The sequence below is a fragment of the Nakamurella sp. UYEF19 genome, assembly GCF_040546275.1.
Classification (GTDB): domain Bacteria; phylum Actinomycetota; class Actinomycetes; order Mycobacteriales; family Nakamurellaceae; genus Nakamurella.
The window spans coordinates 194,351-211,012 of the sequence record NZ_JBEPNO010000002.1; the positions used below are offsets into that span (position 1 = coordinate 194,351).

General features: G+C 68.9%; 15 protein-coding genes. 12 read left to right on the forward strand and 3 right to left on the reverse strand.

Translation table 11 applies throughout. The features are described from left to right. Nucleotides 1-44 precede the first annotated feature (44 nt). Entirely contained in the window at nucleotides 45-1,124 is a 1,080-nt protein-coding gene (locus ABIB25_RS04070) for a D-alanine--D-alanine ligase family protein (RefSeq protein WP_354527141.1), read from the forward strand. 242 nt (nucleotides 1,125-1,366) lie between these two features. Here the strand turns inward: ABIB25_RS04070 and ABIB25_RS04075 are convergent, their stop codons facing one another. Together ABIB25_RS04075 and ABIB25_RS04080 are read right to left on the reverse strand one after the other, a co-directional pair. Next, nucleotides 1,367-1,948, reverse strand: coding sequence for a DUF3515 domain-containing protein (locus ABIB25_RS04075; protein WP_354527142.1), 582 nt, complete (start codon nucleotides 1,946-1,948; stop codon nucleotides 1,367-1,369). Between the two features lie 21 nt (nucleotides 1,949-1,969). Beyond that, on the reverse strand, nucleotides 1,970-2,203 hold the full coding sequence (locus ABIB25_RS04080) for an Lrp/AsnC ligand binding domain-containing protein (protein WP_354527143.1): 234 nt from the start codon (nucleotides 2,201-2,203) through the stop codon (nucleotides 1,970-1,972). A 557-nt stretch (nucleotides 2,204-2,760) separates the two neighbouring features. Between ABIB25_RS04080 and ABIB25_RS04085 the strand changes: the two genes are divergently transcribed. The 4 genes from ABIB25_RS04085 (at nucleotide 2,761) to ABIB25_RS04100 (ending at nucleotide 7,611) form a co-directional block, all read left to right on the forward strand. Beyond that, entirely contained in the window at nucleotides 2,761-3,681 is a 921-nt protein-coding gene (locus ABIB25_RS04085; RefSeq protein ID WP_354527544.1) for a thiamine-phosphate kinase, read from the forward strand. 10 nt (nucleotides 3,682-3,691) lie between these two features. After that, nucleotides 3,692-4,366: a uracil-DNA glycosylase gene (locus tag ABIB25_RS04090; protein ID WP_354527144.1), complete on the forward strand. Its 675-nt coding sequence runs from the start codon at nucleotides 3,692-3,694 to the stop codon at nucleotides 4,364-4,366. A gap of 13 nt (nucleotides 4,367-4,379) precedes the next feature. After that, nucleotides 4,380-6,764: a molybdopterin-dependent oxidoreductase gene (locus ABIB25_RS04095; RefSeq protein WP_354527145.1), complete on the forward strand. Its 2,385-nt coding sequence runs from the start codon at nucleotides 4,380-4,382 to the stop codon at nucleotides 6,762-6,764. Between the two features lie 118 nt (nucleotides 6,765-6,882). Continuing rightward, the gene (locus ABIB25_RS04100; protein ID WP_354527146.1) at nucleotides 6,883-7,611 is read left to right on the forward strand and encodes a YqjF family protein; all 729 of its coding nucleotides are present in this window, start codon (nucleotides 6,883-6,885) and stop codon (nucleotides 7,609-7,611) included. A 55-nt stretch (nucleotides 7,612-7,666) separates the two neighbouring features. Here the strand turns inward: ABIB25_RS04100 and ABIB25_RS04105 are convergent, their stop codons facing one another. After that, on the reverse strand, nucleotides 7,667-8,707 hold the full coding sequence (locus tag ABIB25_RS04105) for a nicotinate-nucleotide--dimethylbenzimidazole phosphoribosyltransferase (protein ID WP_354527147.1): 1,041 nt from the start codon (nucleotides 8,705-8,707) through the stop codon (nucleotides 7,667-7,669). 151 nt (nucleotides 8,708-8,858) lie between these two features. Here ABIB25_RS04105 and ABIB25_RS04110 point away from each other — a divergent pair, with 151 nt between their 5' ends. The 7 genes from ABIB25_RS04110 to ABIB25_RS04140 all read left to right on the forward strand — a co-directional run bounded on the left by ABIB25_RS04110 (nucleotide 8,859) and on the right by ABIB25_RS04140 (nucleotide 16,643). Continuing rightward, nucleotides 8,859-9,134 (forward strand): hypothetical protein, encoded by a 276-nt coding sequence (locus ABIB25_RS04110; RefSeq protein WP_354527148.1) that lies wholly within the window; start codon nucleotides 8,859-8,861, stop codon nucleotides 9,132-9,134. Between the two features lie 140 nt (nucleotides 9,135-9,274). After that, a complete protein-coding gene (locus tag ABIB25_RS04115) occupies nucleotides 9,275-10,432 on the forward strand; it encodes an acyl-CoA dehydrogenase family protein (protein ID WP_354527149.1) in 1,158 nt (385 codons plus the stop codon). A gap of 67 nt (nucleotides 10,433-10,499) precedes the next feature. Continuing rightward, a complete protein-coding gene (locus tag ABIB25_RS04120; protein ID WP_502919754.1) occupies nucleotides 10,500-13,148 on the forward strand; it encodes a valine--tRNA ligase in 2,649 nt (882 codons plus the stop codon). A gap of 574 nt (nucleotides 13,149-13,722) precedes the next feature. Continuing rightward, the gene (locus ABIB25_RS04125) at nucleotides 13,723-15,099 is read left to right on the forward strand and encodes a bifunctional folylpolyglutamate synthase/dihydrofolate synthase (RefSeq protein WP_354527545.1); all 1,377 of its coding nucleotides are present in this window, start codon (nucleotides 13,723-13,725) and stop codon (nucleotides 15,097-15,099) included. 28 nt (nucleotides 15,100-15,127) lie between these two features. After that, a complete protein-coding gene (locus ABIB25_RS04130) occupies nucleotides 15,128-15,556 on the forward strand; it encodes a DUF4233 domain-containing protein (RefSeq protein WP_354527151.1) in 429 nt (142 codons plus the stop codon). An 86-nt stretch (nucleotides 15,557-15,642) separates the two neighbouring features. Beyond that, on the forward strand, nucleotides 15,643-16,053 hold the full coding sequence (ndk, locus tag ABIB25_RS04135; protein ID WP_354527152.1) for a nucleoside-diphosphate kinase: 411 nt from the start codon (nucleotides 15,643-15,645) through the stop codon (nucleotides 16,051-16,053). Further along, nucleotides 16,050-16,643, forward strand: a complete 594-nt coding sequence (locus ABIB25_RS04140) for a GNAT family N-acetyltransferase (protein ID WP_354527153.1) — start codon at nucleotides 16,050-16,052, stop codon at nucleotides 16,641-16,643. Before ndk ends, ABIB25_RS04140 begins: the two co-directional genes overlap by 4 nt. The last annotated feature ends 19 nt before the right edge of the window (nucleotides 16,644-16,662 follow it).

Genomic DNA, 16,662 nt, shown 5'->3' on the forward strand with positions numbered 1-16,662 from the left:
GTGTCAGGGTCGGCGAGGGGCGTCCTCGACCGTAGGGTTGCGCCATGGGTTCCCAACGGATCAGGGTCGCAGTGGTCTTCGGCGGACGGAGCGGAGAGCACGCGGTGTCCTGCATCTCGGCCGGGAGCGTGCTGGGCCACCTGGATCCCGCACTCTTCGACGTGACGGCGATCGGCATCACCCCGCAGGGCGGTTGGGTTCAGGTGGACCCGACGCTGGTGCTGGAGAAGAGGGGCCGGATGCTGCCCTCGGTGTCCGGTGGATCGGCTGTGGTGCTCCCGGCCGACCCGACGTCGGCATCTCTGGTGCCGCTCGGCGTGAGCGGTCCGTCCCTGGACGTGGACGTGGTGTTCCCGGTGCTGCACGGTCCTTTCGGGGAGGACGGGACGATCCAGGGACTGCTGGAGCTGGCCGATCTGCCCTACGTGGGCCCCGGTGTGCTCGCCTCCGCCGCCGGGATGGACAAGGAATTCACCAAGAAGCTACTGGCCGCGGAGGGGTTGCCCCAGGGTGACTACGTGGTGTTGCGGCGGGGCCGGGCCACGCTGACCGCGGAGGAGCGGGAACGATTGCAACTGCCGGTCTTCGTGAAGCCGGCGCGGGCCGGGTCCTCGCTCGGCGTCAGCCGGGTCGACAGCTGGGCCGACCTCGACGCCGCGATCGCACTGGCCAGGGAGACCGACCCCAAGGTGCTGGTCGAGGCGGCCATGATCGGGCGCGAGATCGAGTGCGGGGTACTGGAATTCCCCGATGGACGCATCGAGGCCTCGCCGACGGCGGAGATCCACGTTGCCGCCGGGTACGACTTCTACGACTTCAGCGCCAAATACCTCGAGGACGTCGCAACCTTCGACATCCCAGCCGATCTTCCGGACGAGATCACCGCGCAGATCAAGGATCTGGCCGTCAGGGCGTTCCAGGCCCTCGACGCCCAGGGTCTGGCGAGAGTCGACTTCTTCGTCACCGACGGCGGCCGGGTGGTGATCAACGAGGTCAACACCATGCCGGGCTTCACCCCGATCTCGATGTATCCGCGGATGTGGGGTGTCGGTGGGGTGTCCTATCCCGAGCTGCTGACCATCCTGATCCGGACCGCCGTCGCCCGCGGCACCGGCCTGCGCTGACCAGTTCCGTCCGGCCCGGGGCCGGCCCAGACGGCCCCGGGTCGGCGCAGACGGCACTGCCCGGCGCAGACAGCACCGCCCAGCCCAGACGGCCCCGGGTCGGCGCAGACGGCACTGCCCGGCGCATACCGTTCTGCCCATTCCTAGCGATTTGGCACGCATTCTGGGGCATTCGGTATGCGCACGGGACTTCTGTATGCGCTGTGGGGGTGGGGTGGGGTGGGTAGGCGGCCGGGGCCGGGCTATCGGGTGTCGGTGGGCAGGAGAACGCCGTTGCTGCAGGGCTGGCGGAACTGCAGCGTCGTCGACACGGCATTCGAGACCTGCTGGATCGCTGCAGTACCGCTGCCGTCCGGCACCGTCACCGCGACGCGGACCGATCGATCGGCGGCGATGTAGGTGGTGGACCCGAGTCCGGCCTCGGTGAGCTGGAGCCAGGACACTCCGTTGACCTGGACCAACGCGGAGCTGCAGGTCAGGTCCTGCGGGGTCTCCAACCCGCAGCGCAGGATCACCGCCGGATCACCCCAGGCGGCGATCCCGGCCGGCTCGCCGTCGATCTGACGACGCGGCCCGTCGCCGAGTTTGCCGGGTAGCGCCGGCATCAGAGATTTGCAGGCCGCCGAATTCGCTCCGGGCTGATCGAACGTGGACACCGCGAGCGGGCCGGACACGACCACCGGGTTCCTGGTGTGCACGTAACCGAGCACCACCGCCACGCCGATGGCGGCCACCACCACGACCAGGGCGGCGATCGCCTGCCACGACGGGCGCGAGCGCTGCTCCGGCGCGGTGCCCGGCTGCTGGTCGGTGGTGACGTCCATCGGGCCGCTGTCCAACGAAGTTCAGAGCCGGATGACGGGGCAGGTCAGCGTGCGGGTGATACCAGGAACAGCCTGAACCCTGGCCACGACCAGCTTGCCCAGTTCGTCCACCGTCTCCGCCTCGGCACGGACGATCACGTCATACGGACCGGTCACGTCCTCGGCGCTGGTGACCCCGGGAAGTTCGGCGATCGCGTTCGCGACCGCCGCTGCCTGCCCGACCTCGGTCTGGATCAGGATGAATGCCTGCACCACGGTGTGCTCCTGTCTCTGCGTCTCTAGCTGGTCCGCTTGTTCGATCGGCGGACGGCGGCCCGCTGTGCGACCGCACTCCCGGTGAGGGGAGTTTATCGGTCTGTGGCCGTCGCCAACGATTCCGTGTGTCGGACCACAGTTCCTGCACGGGCCAGACCGTGACGAGGCGCGAGTTCGACCGGAGGCCATCGTCGTGCAGCGCGCCGGTCACGGACGGCACCGATCGGGTGGGGCACGATGAGGTGAGGCCGTCGAAGGACCCGGCCGACTTCTCTTCCACCGGAATCCGCAGGCGTGGAGTCCGCAGGCCATCAACCCGCAGGCAGTGGCCGGACCGAGCGTCCGGTGTGATCCGGAGGTGTTCCATCAGTACCCCTTCCACCAACACGACCACCAACACGAGCGCCCCGAACACGAGCGCCGGTTCTGCGACGAAGCAGGCGGTACCGGCGCAGACGCGCACACCGGGCCAGCCCGGCTCCAGGGCCGCAGCCAGGAACGCCGCCCCCCGGAATCAGCCGGAGCCGGGCACGCTCGCGGCGATCGGCGAGTTCGGCCTGATCGCCGTCGTCACCAGGGACCAGCCCCAGCTGCCGGACACGTCCGTCGGGCCCGGGGACGACGCCGCCGTGGTCGCTGCCGGCGACGGCCGGGTGGTGGTCAGCGTCGACATGCTGGTGGACGGGGTCCACTTCCGGTCCGACTGGGCGACCGGCGAGCAGATCGGCCGGCGTGCCGCGCTGGCCTCCATGTCCGACATCGCCGCCATGGGCGCTGCTCCGACGTCCCTGGTGGTGGCCATCTCGGCCCCCGGCACCACCCCGACCGAGCTGATCGTGGGCATCGGCAAGGGCCTGCACGATGCTGCTCACGAAGCCGGCGCCGCAGTCGTCGGAGGGGACATGACGAGATCGGAGACGCTGACCATCGCGGTGACCGTGCTCGGCGACCTCCGCGGGGCCCGCCCGGTACTGCGTTCCGGCGCCCGACCGGGCGACGAGGTGGCCATCATCGGCCGTCTGGGATGGGCCGCAGCCGGTCTCGCCGTGCTCTCCCGCGGATTCCGGTCGCCGGCGGTCATCGTCGGCGCCTACCGGGTTCCCGAGCCGCCGCTGCAGGCGGGGGTGATCGCCGCTGCCTCCGGCGCCACCTCCATGATCGACGTGTCGGACGGGTTGCTGGCCGACCTGGGCCACATCGCGAAGGCCTCCGACGTCTCGATCAACATCCGGACGGCTGCTCTGGACGTCAATCCCCGACTCGTCGAGGTGGCCTCGGCGCTCGGCAAGGATCCGATGGAATGGGTGCTCACCGGCGGCGACGACCATCCGCTGGTCGCCACCTTCCCGCACGGTTCCACCCTGCCCCCGGGCTGGCAGCCGATCGGAACCGTCGGCGTCGTCGGCGATCTGGGCGCAACGGTCACCATCGACGGCTCCCCGCGTGACGAGCCCGGCGGTTGGGACCACTTCCGGTAACGTCGCCGGCATGCCGCGTCCCCTCGCCGAAACCATGGATCCCGGTTGGGCGAGAGCTCTGGAGCCGGTGGCCGACCAGATCACCGCGATGGGTGATTTCCTGCGCGCCGAGATCGCGGCCGGCAGAACCTATCTACCGGCCGGACCCAATGTGCTGCGTGCCTTCCAGGCGCCGTTCGACGAGGTCAGGGTGCTGATCGTCGGACAGGATCCCTATCCGACGCCCGGTCATGCCATCGGGCTCTCGTTCGCCGTCGATCGGTCGGTCCGGCCGTTGCCCCGGTCGCTGGCCAACATCTACCGCGAGTTGCGGTCCGACCTGGGCATCGAAACACCGCCGCACGGTGACTTGTCGTCCTGGACCGCATCGGGGGTGCTGCTGTTGAACAGGGTGCTGACGGTCCCGCCGGGAGAGTCGAACGCGCACAAGGGCAAGGGCTGGGAGAAGGTCACCGAACAGGCGATCCGGGCGTTGGTCGCGCGCGGCGGCCCGCTGGTCGCCGTCCTGTGGGGCCGCGACGCGCAGTCAATGATCCCGAAGCTCGGCTCGGTGCCGCACGTCGCTTCTGTCCACCCGTCGCCGCTGTCGGCTGACCGCGGGTTCTTCGGGTCGAAACCCTTTTCCCAGGTCAACGCGTTGCTGATCGGACAAGGGGCCGAACCCGTCGACTGGGCCGTTCGATGACGGCGACCATCCGATGAAGGGACCCGCACATGACCCGACCGGGCAGCTCGATCACATGACGACGGACCAGGGCTTCCCGACCGCCGTCGACCGGTCGATCCGGACGGTGCCGACGTCCACCCATTGGGGTACCTATCTGGCGCGCACCAATGGGTCGGAGTTGCTGGGGCTCGAACCGCATCCCGACGACCCGGCACCGACCGAGCTCGGCGACTCGGTGGTCGATGCACTGCGCAGCCCTGGGCGGTTGACCGTCCCGTTGATCCGCCGCGACTGGCTGGAGAACGGTCCCGCCCCGGCGGACGGTGACGGCCGTCGCCGAAGAGGCGACGACGACTACGTCCCGGTCGACTGGGGCACGGCGTTCGGCCTCGTCGCCGGCGAGATCGACCGCGTCAGGACCGTGCACGGGAACAAGGCAATCTTCGGCGGATCGTACGGCTGGGGGTCCGCCGGGCGGTTCCACCATCCGCAGTCCCAGATCCACCGCTTCCTCAACACCGTCGGCGGCTACACCCGGTCGGTCGACACCTACAGTTCGGCGGCGGTCTCGGTGCTGCTGTCGCGGGTGGCCGGCGGCTGGCAGTCCGCGATGGACTCGACGCCGACGTTCGACGAGATCGCCGAACACGGCTCGCTGGTCGTCGCCTTCGGTGGCCTGGCCCTGCGCAACAGCAAGGTCAACGATGGAGGCCTGGGGGCGCACACCTCTCCGGGCGCGCAACGGGGCGCCCGACTGGCCGGGGTCGATTTCATCTCGGTGTCTCCGCTGCGCACCGACGCCGCGGACTTCCTGGACTCCACCTGGCTGCCGATCCGGCCGGGGACCGATGTCGCCCTGATGCTCGGCTTGGCCCACACCATCGTCAGCGCCGGCCGTCACGACCTGGACTTCCTGACGCGCTGCACGACGGGGTGGGGGACCTTCGAGTCCTACCTGCTGGGCCGGGCGGACGGGGTGCCCAAGGACGCCGACTGGGCCGCGGCCATCTGCGAACTGCCGCCGGCGACGATTCGCGCCCTGGGCCTGCGGATCGCCGCCGAACGCACGGTGATCTCCGCGTCGTTGTCGGTGCAGCGCGCCGATCACGGCGAGCAGGTGCCCTGGATGGCGCTGACCCTGGCCGCTCTCTCGGGCTCCATGGGCCGTCCTGGCGGCGGCTTCGGGTGCGGACTCGGGGCCTTGCACCGCAACGGGATGCGGTTGGCGAAGGTCCCGGTCGCCTCGTTCCCACAAGGCGTCAACGCTGTTCCGGACTTCATCCCGGTGGCGCGCATCTCCGACCTGCTGACCTCCCCGGGCGAGCAGTTCGACTACAACGGCGGCCGCCACACCTATCCCGACATCCGCCTCGTCTACTGGTGCGGCGGGAATCCCTTCCACCATCACCAGGACCTGAACCGGTTGGTGCGGGCCTGGCAGCGGCCCGACACCGTGATCGTGCACGAGCACTTCGCCAATGCGATGGCCCGTCATGCCGACATCGTGCTGCCGGCAGCTACTTTCGCCGAACGGACCGATTTCGCCGCCGGCCGGGAGGACCCGTTCCTGATGGCGATGGCGCAGGCCGCCGAGCCGCCGGGCGACGTGCTGACCGACTACCAGATCTTCGCCGGCATCGCCGGTGAACTCGGGCTCGCCGAGAGGTTCACCGAGAACCGAACAGCCGGGGAGTGGGTCGCCGAACTCTACGAGCGCACCCGCAAACGTGCTGCCACCCTCGACGTCCAACTCCCGGACTGGCCGGAGCTGGTCGAGGTCGGTCGGATCGCGCTGCCCGATCTGGACCGTCCGGCGAAGCCTTACGAGGCTCTCCGCGAGGATCCGTCGGCTCATCCGATCGGCACCCCGTCCGGGCTGCTGGAGATCTTCAGCACGACCATCGAGGGGTTCGGCTACGCCGACTGCCCGCCGCACCCGACCTGGCTGGAGCCCCAGGAATGGCTGGGATCCACAGCGGCGGAACGGTTCCCGCTGGCCCTGGTCTCGGGGCAGCCCGAGCGCCGCCTGCACTCCCAGTTCGACAACGGAGCCCATTCCCGGGCCGGCAAGATCCACGGCCGCGAACCGGTCACGATCAACACCGACGACGCTGCCGAGCGCGGGATCGTCGACGGCTCGGTGGTGCGGCTGTTCAACGACCGCGGTCAATGCCTTGCCGGAGCCGTGGTCTCGGCCGACGTGCGGCGAGGGGTCGTCCGGCTCTCCACCGGAGCCTGGTACGACCCGTTGACGCCGGGCGGTCTGGACGTCCACGGGAATCCCAACGTCCTGACGGCGGATCACGGTACGTCCGCGCTGGCCCAGGGGCCCAGCGCCCACAGTGCGCTGGTGCAGGCGGAGGCGTGGACCGGGCCGGTGCCGCCCGTCACCGTCTTCGGGCCCCTGCCCGGCTGAAACCGGTGGCACACTCGAGACCGGACGTCGGCTGTGCGCATCGATCCTGCACATCATCCGCCGACGGCGACATCGGACTTCAGCAGCAGACACTGGTAGTGGGAGAGCGGGGCGCGAGGTGGTGGTCCAAGCGGTCGCCCCGCCCCTGCGTGGGGCGGCGCTGTCCGCACAGCGGTGGGCGAACCTGACCTTCCTGCACTGGCCGGTGGAGCCGGACGCGGTGCAGCGCTTCATGCCCGCCGGGGTGCGACCTGATGTCATCGACGGCGTCACCTACGTGGCGTTGGTGCCGTTCCAGATGCGCGGCGCCGGTCCCGGCGGCCGCCTCCGGGTTCCGTACTTCGGCGACTTCTGCGAGACCAACGTCCGTCTCTACTCGGTGGATGACGAGGGCCGCAGCGGCATCGTCTTCCGGACCCTGGAATCGGACCGCCTCTCGACGACCCTGCTGGCCAGGTGGGGCCTGGGGCTGCCCTACACCTGGTCGAAGATGCGGGCGGTGCATGCGGGTGATCTCTGGCGCTACACGTCGGCACGTCGCTGGCCGAGAACGGGACGCCACCCGCTGCGCAGCGAATTGACCGTCCGGGTGGGCGATCCCGTCGAGCCGACGCCGTTGGAGGTGTGGCTCACGGCACGTTGGGGTCTGCACACCCGACTCGCCGGACGGACTGTCTGGATCCCCAACGAACACGGTGCCTGGCCGTTGCACTCGGCCGACATCCTCGGACTGGATGACGATCTCGTCGCGGGTACCGGGATTCCGGTGACAGGGGAGATGCTCCGACCACTGTTCTCGCCGGGGGTGCGCACCACCTTCGGGCTGCCCATCGTCGTCAGCCGGTAGTCAGGACGATCGAGAACGGCTTTCCGATAGAACTTCTCGACAACACGACGGCCCGTCAGAACAGGTCGGGGTCCCAGCTGTCGATCGCGTCGCTCGTCCTGCTGCCCAGTGCGCCGTCGGTGGCGGCGGCCGATCTGGTGATGGCCCGGAGTACCGGCACCAGCAGCATGGCGCCGACGCCGTCACCCAGGCGGAGCGACCAGGCCGTCAGTGGATCGCGCCCGAGCAGATCCAGCAGCCTCCGGTGGCTTCGTTCGGGTGCCGACGAGGTGACCACGGCGAACGCATCGGCGCCGGGAGCCAGTCGGTTGGCCATGACGGCAGCCGCGGTGCTGGCGACGTCGTCGACCATCACCGGTACTCCGCGGACTGCGGCCTGGGCGAGGAAACCGGTGAGCGCGGCCAGATCTGCGCCGCCGGTCAACCGCAGCATGATCAGCGCATTGGTGCCGGACAACCGGGTGCGGTAGAGCGCATCCCGGACCGCCGCGGCCTTTCGGATCCATGCGGCATCGCTGATCCCGGAGCCCCGCGAAGTCGTCTCCACCGGCTCCATGCCCGTCAGCCCGGCGGTGATGACGGCGGTCGCGGTGCTTGCCCCGACCCCGCACAGCGCGCCGATCAGCAGGTCGGCGCCCTCGTCGATCTCGGTGTCGGCGATCTTCCTGCCGGCCTCGAGTGCTGCATCGAGTTCGTCGTAGCTCAGGGCGTCCTCGACGTCGATCCGGCCGGACGAGAGGCGGACCTTGACCGAGGTGTCGACACCGGTGCCGGTGAGATCGGAGTCGACGGCGATGTCGACCGCCCGGACACCGACCCCGGCGTCTGCCGCGATCGACGCGACCGGGCCGGAGCCCATGGCCAGATCCATGGCGCGCCTGGCTGTCTCGGTGGCCGGATGGGCGGAGACGCCCAGTTGCGCAACTCCGTGGTCGCCGGCGAAGACCACCAGCCGCGGGCGCTCGAGCATGCTGTGACCGACCGGAACGCAGGCCTCCAGCAGCCGCACCAGCGGTCCGAAGCTACCCAGCATCGGGTGCGATGGTCCACTACTGCCCTGGAACGGCGGTTTCACCTGTCCGAATTCGACGGTCACTCGACTTCCCTTCACCGGCTGCGCGGGTGCGCGCCTCGCGATCACGCTACCGTCGGTCTGTGCGCCGGTCCGCACCTGGACTCGGGCTGTCGCCCGCGAGCAGATCCGTGACGAGCCCAGACATCCCCCGCAACAAGACCCGGAGCCGCAGATGACCGTTGAACCCGACCTGCCCGCTCTCCTCGACGGAGACGGAACACCGGCCTGGCGATGGCTCTTCGCCGACGTCGCCGGGGTGGCGGTCGCCGAGCCGGATGTTGCCTTCGAGTCGCAGGAGGCGGCCGAGGACTGGTTGCGGGAGAGCTTCGCGCAACTGGCAGATGACGGGATCGCCGCTGTCACGCTGATGGACGGGGAGCACGCCGTGTACGGCCCCATGTTCCTTGCGCCGGACGGCGACGGAGCTGTGGCCGAGGCCGAATTCTGACCGGTTCGTAACAGCTCTGCTCTTGTTAACCGCCGTTCACATCTGGCACGCTGGGGTGACCGCTTCCGGCGACGATGCCGGAGACGGCCAGGATTACCTGGCCGTGCGCCGACCGGGCGGTCCGAAAGGGAATGACAGTTATGGCCGACTTCTCCGATCCGTCCGAGTACGCAGATCTGCGCTCTGCCGTCCGGGAGATCACCGACGCCCACGGCGCCGCCGAGTACGCCGAGCACGCCAGGACGGCCACCCCGCAGTCGGGCCTGTGGTCGGATCTGGGCAAGGCCGGGTTCATCGGCATCAACGTGCCGACCGAGTACGGCGGTGGTGGCGCCGGGATGAGCGAGCTGGCCATCGTCACCGAGGAATCGGCAGCGGGCGGTTGCCCCCTGCTGCTGTTGCTCGTCTCCAGCGCGATCGGCGTCGAGGTGCTGGCCCGGCACGGTTCGGCCGCCCAGAAGCAGGAATGGCTGACCCAGTTGTCCGACGGCAGCATCAAGATGGCCTTCGCCATCACCGAGCCGGACGCCGGGTCCAACTCCCACCAGATCACCACCACCGCCGTGCGTGACGGTGACGACTACCTGATCTCCGGCAGCAAGTACTACATCTCCGGGGTCGACGAGTCGGCGGCAATCCTGACGGTCGTCCGGACCGGCGTCGACGAGGTCACGGGCAAGGCCCGGATGTCGCTGTTCGTCGTGCCGACGAGCACTCCCGGCCTGAGCTGGAATGTGCTCCCGGTCGCCGCGCAGATCCCGGACAAGCAGTTCACCGTGTTCTTCGACCAGGTCAGGGTGCCCGCGTCGGCGCTGATCGGCGCCGAGGGGGAGGGGCTGCGGCCATTGTTCGACGGTCTCAACCCGGAGCGCATCGCCACGGCGGCCATCTGTGTCGGCATCGGCCGCTATGCCGTCGAGGTCGCGGCCGCCTACGCGAAGACCCGCAACGTCTGGGGCACGCCGATCGGCACCCATCAGGGCGTGTCCCACCCGTTGGCCCGCGCGAAGATCGCAGTCGAGGTCGCGGCCCTGATGACGGCCAAGGCGGCCTGGCAGCACGACAACGGACTCCCTGCCGGCGAGGCCTCGAACATGGCGAAGTACGCGGCGTCCGAGGCTGCCCTGGCGGCTGTCGATGCCGCGATGCAGACCCACGGAGGCAACGGACTGTCCGTCGAGTACGGACTGGTCCCGCTGTGGGGCATGGCTCGCCTGCTGCGGATCGCCCCGGTCAACAGCGAGATGGTGCTCAACTACGTCGCTCAGCACACCCTCGGGCTGCCCCGCTCGTACTAGAGGCGATTGCGCGCCGGGAGAACGCGTTCGCCTGCGGACCTAAACTGGAGCGGTGAATGCATCTCCGCTGCCCTCGAACCCAGGCGAACAGGTCCTCCCGACCCACTACGATCCGGCGGCGGTCGAAGTACCCCTCTACCAGCGGTGGCTTGCTGCCGGCTACTTCAAGGCGGATGAGCAGAAGGTCCTGTCCGGCGAGCGGAAGCCATTCTCCATCGTGCTGCCGCCGCCCAACGTCACCGGCGACCTGCACGTCGGGCATGCCCTCGACCACACGCTGATGGACGTCCTCTCGCGGTGGCACCGGATGTCCGGCGACGAGGTGCTGTGGCTGCCCGGCATGGACCACGCCGGGATCGCCACCCAGAACCTGGTGGAGAAGAAGCTGGCCGTCGACGGCAAGACCCGTCACGACTTCGGCCGTGAACTGTTCATCGAGAAGGTCTGGGACTGGAAGCACGAATCCGGCGGCGCCATCCTGGGCCAGATGAAGCGCCTCGGCGACTCCGTCGACTGGAGTCGCGAGCGGTTCACCCTCGACGACGGACTGTCCGACTCGGTGCAGACCATCTTCAAGAAGATGTTCGACGACGGCCTGATCTATCGAGCCGAGCGGATCATCAACTGGTGTCCAGGCTGTGTGACAGCGCTGTCGGACATCGAGGTGGACCACTCCGACGACGAGGGCGAACTCGTCTCGATCCGTTACGGTGACGGATCTTCCGCGATCGTGGTGGCCACCACCCGGGTAGAGACCATGCTCGGCGACACCGGCATCGCGGTGCACCCTGACGACGAACGCTATGCGCACCTGATCGGGACGACGGTGGAACTCCCGCTCGTCGGTCGGCAGATCCCGATCGTCGCCGACGCCCACGTCGACCCCGAGTTCGGGACCGGCGCAGTCAAGGTGACACCCGCCCACGACCCCAACGACTTCGAGATCGGGCAGCGCCATGGCCTGAAGGCCATCACCATCCTGAGCGAGGAAGCCGACATCGTCAGCACCGGAACCGCTTTCGACGGGATGAATCGATTCGAAGCGCGCTCCGCAGTCAAGGAGGCGCTGCGCGGGCAGGGCCGGATCGTCGGCGAGAAGAAGCCGTATCTGCACGCCGTCGGACACTGTTCGCGCTCGGGCGACGTGGTGGAGCCGCGCCTGTCCCTGCAATGGTTCGTGAACGTTGCGCCGCTGGCGAAGGCCGCGGGTGACGCCGTGCGTGAGGGCCGGACGAAGATCCACCCGCCGGAGCTGGCACCGCGGTTCTTCGACTGGGTCGACAACATGCACGACTGGACCATCTCCCGTCAGCTGTGGTGGGGGCACCGGATCCCGGTGTACTACGGTCCGAATGGCGAGATCCGTTGTGTGGGGCCGGCCGAGACCCCGCCGGGCGACGGCTGGGTCCAGGATCCCGACGTGCTCGACACCTGGTTCTCCTCGGGGCTCTGGCCGTTCTCGACCATGGGTTGGCCCGAGCAGTCGGACACGCTCGAGGCGTTCTACCCGACCTCGGTGCTCGTCACCGGCTACGACATCCTGTTCTTCTGGGTGGCCCGGATGATGATGTTCGGCACCTACCTCGGGGACAAGGCGGAATTGCCGTCGGTGCCCTTTGAAACCGTTGCGCTGCACGGACTCGTCCGCGACCAGTTCGGCAAGAAGATGTCGAAGTCCAAGGGCAACGGCGTCGACCCGCTGGCCTGGATCGAGAAGTTCGGCGCCGACGCGGTCAGGTTCACGCTGGCCCGCGGCGCCAACCCCGGGGCCGATCAGGCCATCGCCGAGGACTGGGTGGGCGGCTCCGCCAGGTTCTGCACCAAGCTGTTCAACGCCACCAGATTCGCGATGATGAACGGTGCGGTACTCCCCGAAAGCCCCTTGGCCGCCGAGGATCTGGCTCCTGCCGACCGCTGGGTGCTGGACCGGCTCGACCAGGTGATCGCCGAGACCACAAACCTGCTCGGCGATTTCCAGTTCGGCAAGGCCGCCGAGGGGCTCTACCACTTCGCCTGGGACGAGTTCTGCGACTGGTACCTGGAATTGGCGAAGATCCAGATCTCCGCGAGCGCAGACGATCCCGCACGCCTGGCCACCACGAAAGCAGTCCTCGGCACCGTGCTGGACGCGCTGCTCAAACTGCTGCACCCCTTCGTCCCCTTCGTCACCGAGACGTTGTGGACCGCGCTGACCGGAGGCGAGTCGCTGGTCATCGCGCCGTGGCCGGTGCCCTCCGGGCGGTCGACGGACAGCGCGTCCGCGGCGTGGGTTGCCGACGTCGAGACGTTGACGACCGAGGTGCGGCGGTTCCGCTCTGACCAGGGTCTGGACCCGAAGCGGAAGGTGCCGGCCCGACTGGTGGGCGGCGACGAGACGGTGAGCGCTTTCGCCGCAGCGTTGACCCGGCTGACGGAGGCCGGCGAGCAGTTCGCCGCTACCGCGTCGATCGAGGCGGCGCTGGTACGCGGTTCGGTGCACGTGGAGCTGGACACCTCGTCGACGGTCGACGTCCCGGCCGAGATCGCCCGGCTGGAGAAGGATCTCGCCGTCGCGAAGAAGGAGATCGAGGACACCGACAAGAAGCTGGGCAACGAATCGTTCATGGGCAGGGCGCCGGCGCCGGTGGTCGACAAGATCAGGACCAGGGCGGCGAAGGCAGCCGCCGACGTCGAGCGACTGAGTGCACGCATCAGGGATTTGAGAGGTAGCGCATGAGTGAGCATCGTGGCGAGGGACGAGCGAGGAGCGGAGCGAAGAGCGATGAGCGCCTGCGCGAAGAGCCGTCAACGTTGAGTGAGCATCGTAGCGAGGGACGAGCGAGGAGCGGAGCGAAGAGCGATGAGCGCCTGCGCGAAGAGCCATCAGCGTTGAGTGAGCATCGTGGCGAGGGACGAGCGAGGAGCGGAGCGAACCGGACGATGAGCGCCTGTGCGAAGAGTGGTGTCACAGCATGACAACCGGCGAGTGGGATGACGAGCAGGCGGACGGGGCTTTTCGACCTTTCGTGAACGACGACCAGTCCGGCGTCGAGCGTGACGCCTTCGGCAAGGACGACCGTGGCCGCCGCGCCAAGGGCGACATCGAGCCGGGCGACCACCCCGACGACGTCAACCCGGAGGACCGACCCGAGGCTCCCGGAGGCGGAACGCCGATCCCGCCGGCCCGCGATGCCGACGACGACTGGGACGACGACAACCCGGACGGGCTCGAGCCTGCCCTGGTCGGCGCCGTGATCGACCACGATGCCGAGATCGCAGCTGCTACGGCCGATCTCGACGAGGACGCAGGGATGATCGTGCCCGATTCACCGCCGCTGACGCTGGCCGCGGTGGAAGAGCTGCTGAACGGCCGCCGCTCCGAGACCCAGATCTCGCCGACGACAGCGCGGATGGTCGCGTTGATGGACCTGATCGGGAACCCGCAGCAGGCCTACCCGGTGATCCACATCGCCGGAACCAACGGCAAGACCTCCACAGCCCGGATGATCGACTCGCTGATCACCCGCGTCGGCCTGCGGACCGGCCGGTTCACGTCGCCGCACCTGCAGTCGGTCACCGAGCGGATCAGTCTGGACGGGGTACCGATCGACCCCGAGCACTACGTCTCCGTCTACAGCGACATCGCGCCCTACGTCGACCTGGTCGACGCGGCCAGCGCGCAGGATGGCGGGATCGCCCTGTCCAAGTTCGAGATCCTCACCGCCATGGCCTTTGCCGCCTTCGCCGACGCCCCGGTCGACGTGGCGATCGTCGAAGTCGGGTTGGGGGGCACCTGGGACTCCACCAACGTCGCCGACGCGAAGATCGCCGTCATCACCCCGATCGGGATCGACCACACCGACTTCCTGGGCGACACGATCAGCGAGATCGCGGGCAACAAGGCCGGGATCATCAAAAAGGATTCGGTCGCGATCATCGGGCTCCAGAAGCCCGAGGCGATGGATGCCCTGCTGCGGCGTACCGTCGCATTGGACGTCGCGGTCGCCAGGCAGGGTAGCGAGTTCGATGTGCTGGAGCGCTCTTTCGCGGTCGGCGGTCAGCGGTTGACGCTGCAGGGGCTCGGCGGCGTCTACGACGACATCTTCCTGCCGCTCGCCGGCGAGCATCAGGCCGTCAACGCCGGGGTCGCGCTGGCTGCCGTCGAGGCCTTCTTCGGTGCCGGGGCCGGGCGGCAGCTGGACGTGCCGGCGATCCAGGACGGCTTTGCGGCCGCGGCCTCGCCCGGACGGTTGGAACGGGTCAGGACCTCGCCGACCATCCTGATCGATGCGGCCCACAATCCTGATGGAGCAACCGCTCTCGCGGCTGCCCTGGCGGCGGAGTTCTCCTTCTCCCGGTTGGTCGGCGTGGTTGCCGTCATGGCGGACAAGGACGTCGCGGGCATCCTGACGGCGCTCGCCGACTCGTTCGACGACGTGGTCGTCACCACGAACTCGTCGCCCCGGTCGATGCCGGTCGCTGATCTGGCCGAGTTGGCCGTCGAAATCTTCGGTGAGGAGAAGGTGCACACCGCAGACCGGATGGACGATGCGATCGCGCTGGCGGTCGACCTGGCGGAGGGTTCCGCCGAACCCGGTGAGGGCGCTGCCGGCACTGGCGTCGTGGTCACGGGCTCGGTGGTCTCCGCGGGCGACGGTCGCTCCCTCGCCGGGCTGATGCCGGCGTGAGTGCCTGCACGGAAGGGCATCATCAGGTATGAGTTCTGCATCGCAAACACCCGACGAGCCGCCGTCGACCCGGCCCTACGACCCGGAACGCGGGCTGCGCGGTGTCATGTCGGCGACCCTGGTCCTCGAGGCCATCGTCGCGCTGTTGGCGATCCCGGTGGCCAAGAACGTCGGGTCCGGTACCAGCGCACTCGGTGTCGTCCTGATCTGCCTGCTGGCGCTCGCCCTGATCGCCGCCTGCGTGTACGTCAGCCGGCCGTGGTTCCTGACGGTGGTCCTCACGCTGCAGGGGCTCATGGTGCTGGGCTGGTTCATCACTCCCACGCTGGGCATCATGGGTGTCGTCTTCGGTCTGGTCTGGGCGCTCGTCATCTGGTTCCGGAACGAATTCCGGCGCCGGCTCGCGGCCGGTACGCTGCCGGGGCCTCTACCACCCGCCGCCGGTGGCGCGGCCTGAGCGTTCGTGCCCAGATCGTCACGACCGGCTGATCCGTCATCCGCGTCGGCACCGGCCGGCGCCGAGCAAGAGAAATGGGAATTGTCGTGTCCGAACGCACCCTGGTCCTCATCAAACCCGATGGCGTCGCCCGCGGTCTGGTGGGCGAGATCATCGCCCGGATCGAGCGGAAGGGCCTGCACCTGGCGGCCCTGGAACTCCGGTCGGTCAGCGAGGAGACGGCTACCGCGCACTACGCCGAGCACGCGGGCAAGGGTTTCTTCCCTTCGCTCCTGGAGTTCATCACCTCCGGCCCGCTGGTCGCGATGGTCGTCGAGGGCGATCGGGCGATCCCGGCGTTCCGACAGTTGGCCGGTGGCACCGACCCGGTCGAGAAGGCGACCCCTGGCACCATCCGCGGTGATTTCGGACTGCAGACGCAGCTGAACCTGGTGCATGGCTCGGATTCGGCCGAGTCGGCCGCTCGCGAGATCGGTCTGTGGTTCCCCAACCTGTGAGCGAGGAGCTCTCGGAGGTCACCGAGGTCGGCCCGGCCGCCACCGAGGAGGCTGTCCAGGTCCGGCGGGTCGGTCCCGGCGGATCCATGGCCTCCGACAATGCCTTCGCCGTCGCGCTCCTGACGTTGTGGCACAGGGTGTCAGAGGCGGGCGGCGCGGTCGGATTCGTACCGCCCGTCGACCGCTCCGACGTCGGCCCGGCGGTCGCGGTGGTGATCGACGGTCTCCGGTCCGGTCGCGCGTCGGCGTTCGCTCTGACGAGCAAGCGGAATGTGATCGGTTTCGCGATGATCACCCCCGGCGTCCGCACCCAGGCTCACATCGGGGCGATCACCTCGGTGATGGTCGATCCCGCGCACCAGGGCAAGGGCCTCGGCGTCTCGCTGATGGAGGCGATCGTCGGGCTCGCCGCGGAGCTCGGGCTGGAGCAGGTGAGCATCGGGGCGCGGGGCGGCGTCGGTCTGGAGAAGTTCTACGCGGCAATGGGTTTCGTGGAGGTCGGGCGATTACCCGGCTGGATCAGAGTCGGCCCCGGGGACGATCGAGACGAGATCCTGATGGTGAAGCAGGTGGGCGCGCGAGTGCGGTGATCGGTGCGGTGACCCGTAT

Bases quoted from the DNA above. Each gene is read 5' to 3' on its own strand.
- ABIB25_RS04075 (WP_354527142.1), bottom strand. From the start codon at position 1,948: ATGGACGTCACCACCGACCAGCAGCCGGGCACCGCGCCGGAGCAGCGC.
- ABIB25_RS04070 (WP_354527141.1), top strand. From the start codon at position 45: ATGGGTTCCCAACGGATCAGGGTCGCAGTGGTCTTCGGCGGACGGAGC.
- ABIB25_RS04090 (WP_354527144.1), top strand. From the start codon at position 3,692: ATGCCGCGTCCCCTCGCCGAAACCATGGATCCCGGTTGGGCGAGAGCT.
- ABIB25_RS04095 (WP_354527145.1), top strand. From the start codon at position 4,380: ATGAAGGGACCCGCACATGACCCGACCGGGCAGCTCGATCACATGACG.
- ABIB25_RS04115 (WP_354527149.1), top strand. From the start codon at position 9,275: ATGGCCGACTTCTCCGATCCGTCCGAGTACGCAGATCTGCGCTCTGCC.
- ABIB25_RS04110 (WP_354527148.1), top strand. From the start codon at position 8,859: ATGACCGTTGAACCCGACCTGCCCGCTCTCCTCGACGGAGACGGAACA.
- ABIB25_RS04130 (WP_354527151.1), top strand. From the start codon at position 15,128: ATGAGTTCTGCATCGCAAACACCCGACGAGCCGCCGTCGACCCGGCCC.
- ABIB25_RS04125 (WP_354527545.1), top strand. From the start codon at position 13,723: ATGATCGTGCCCGATTCACCGCCGCTGACGCTGGCCGCGGTGGAAGAG.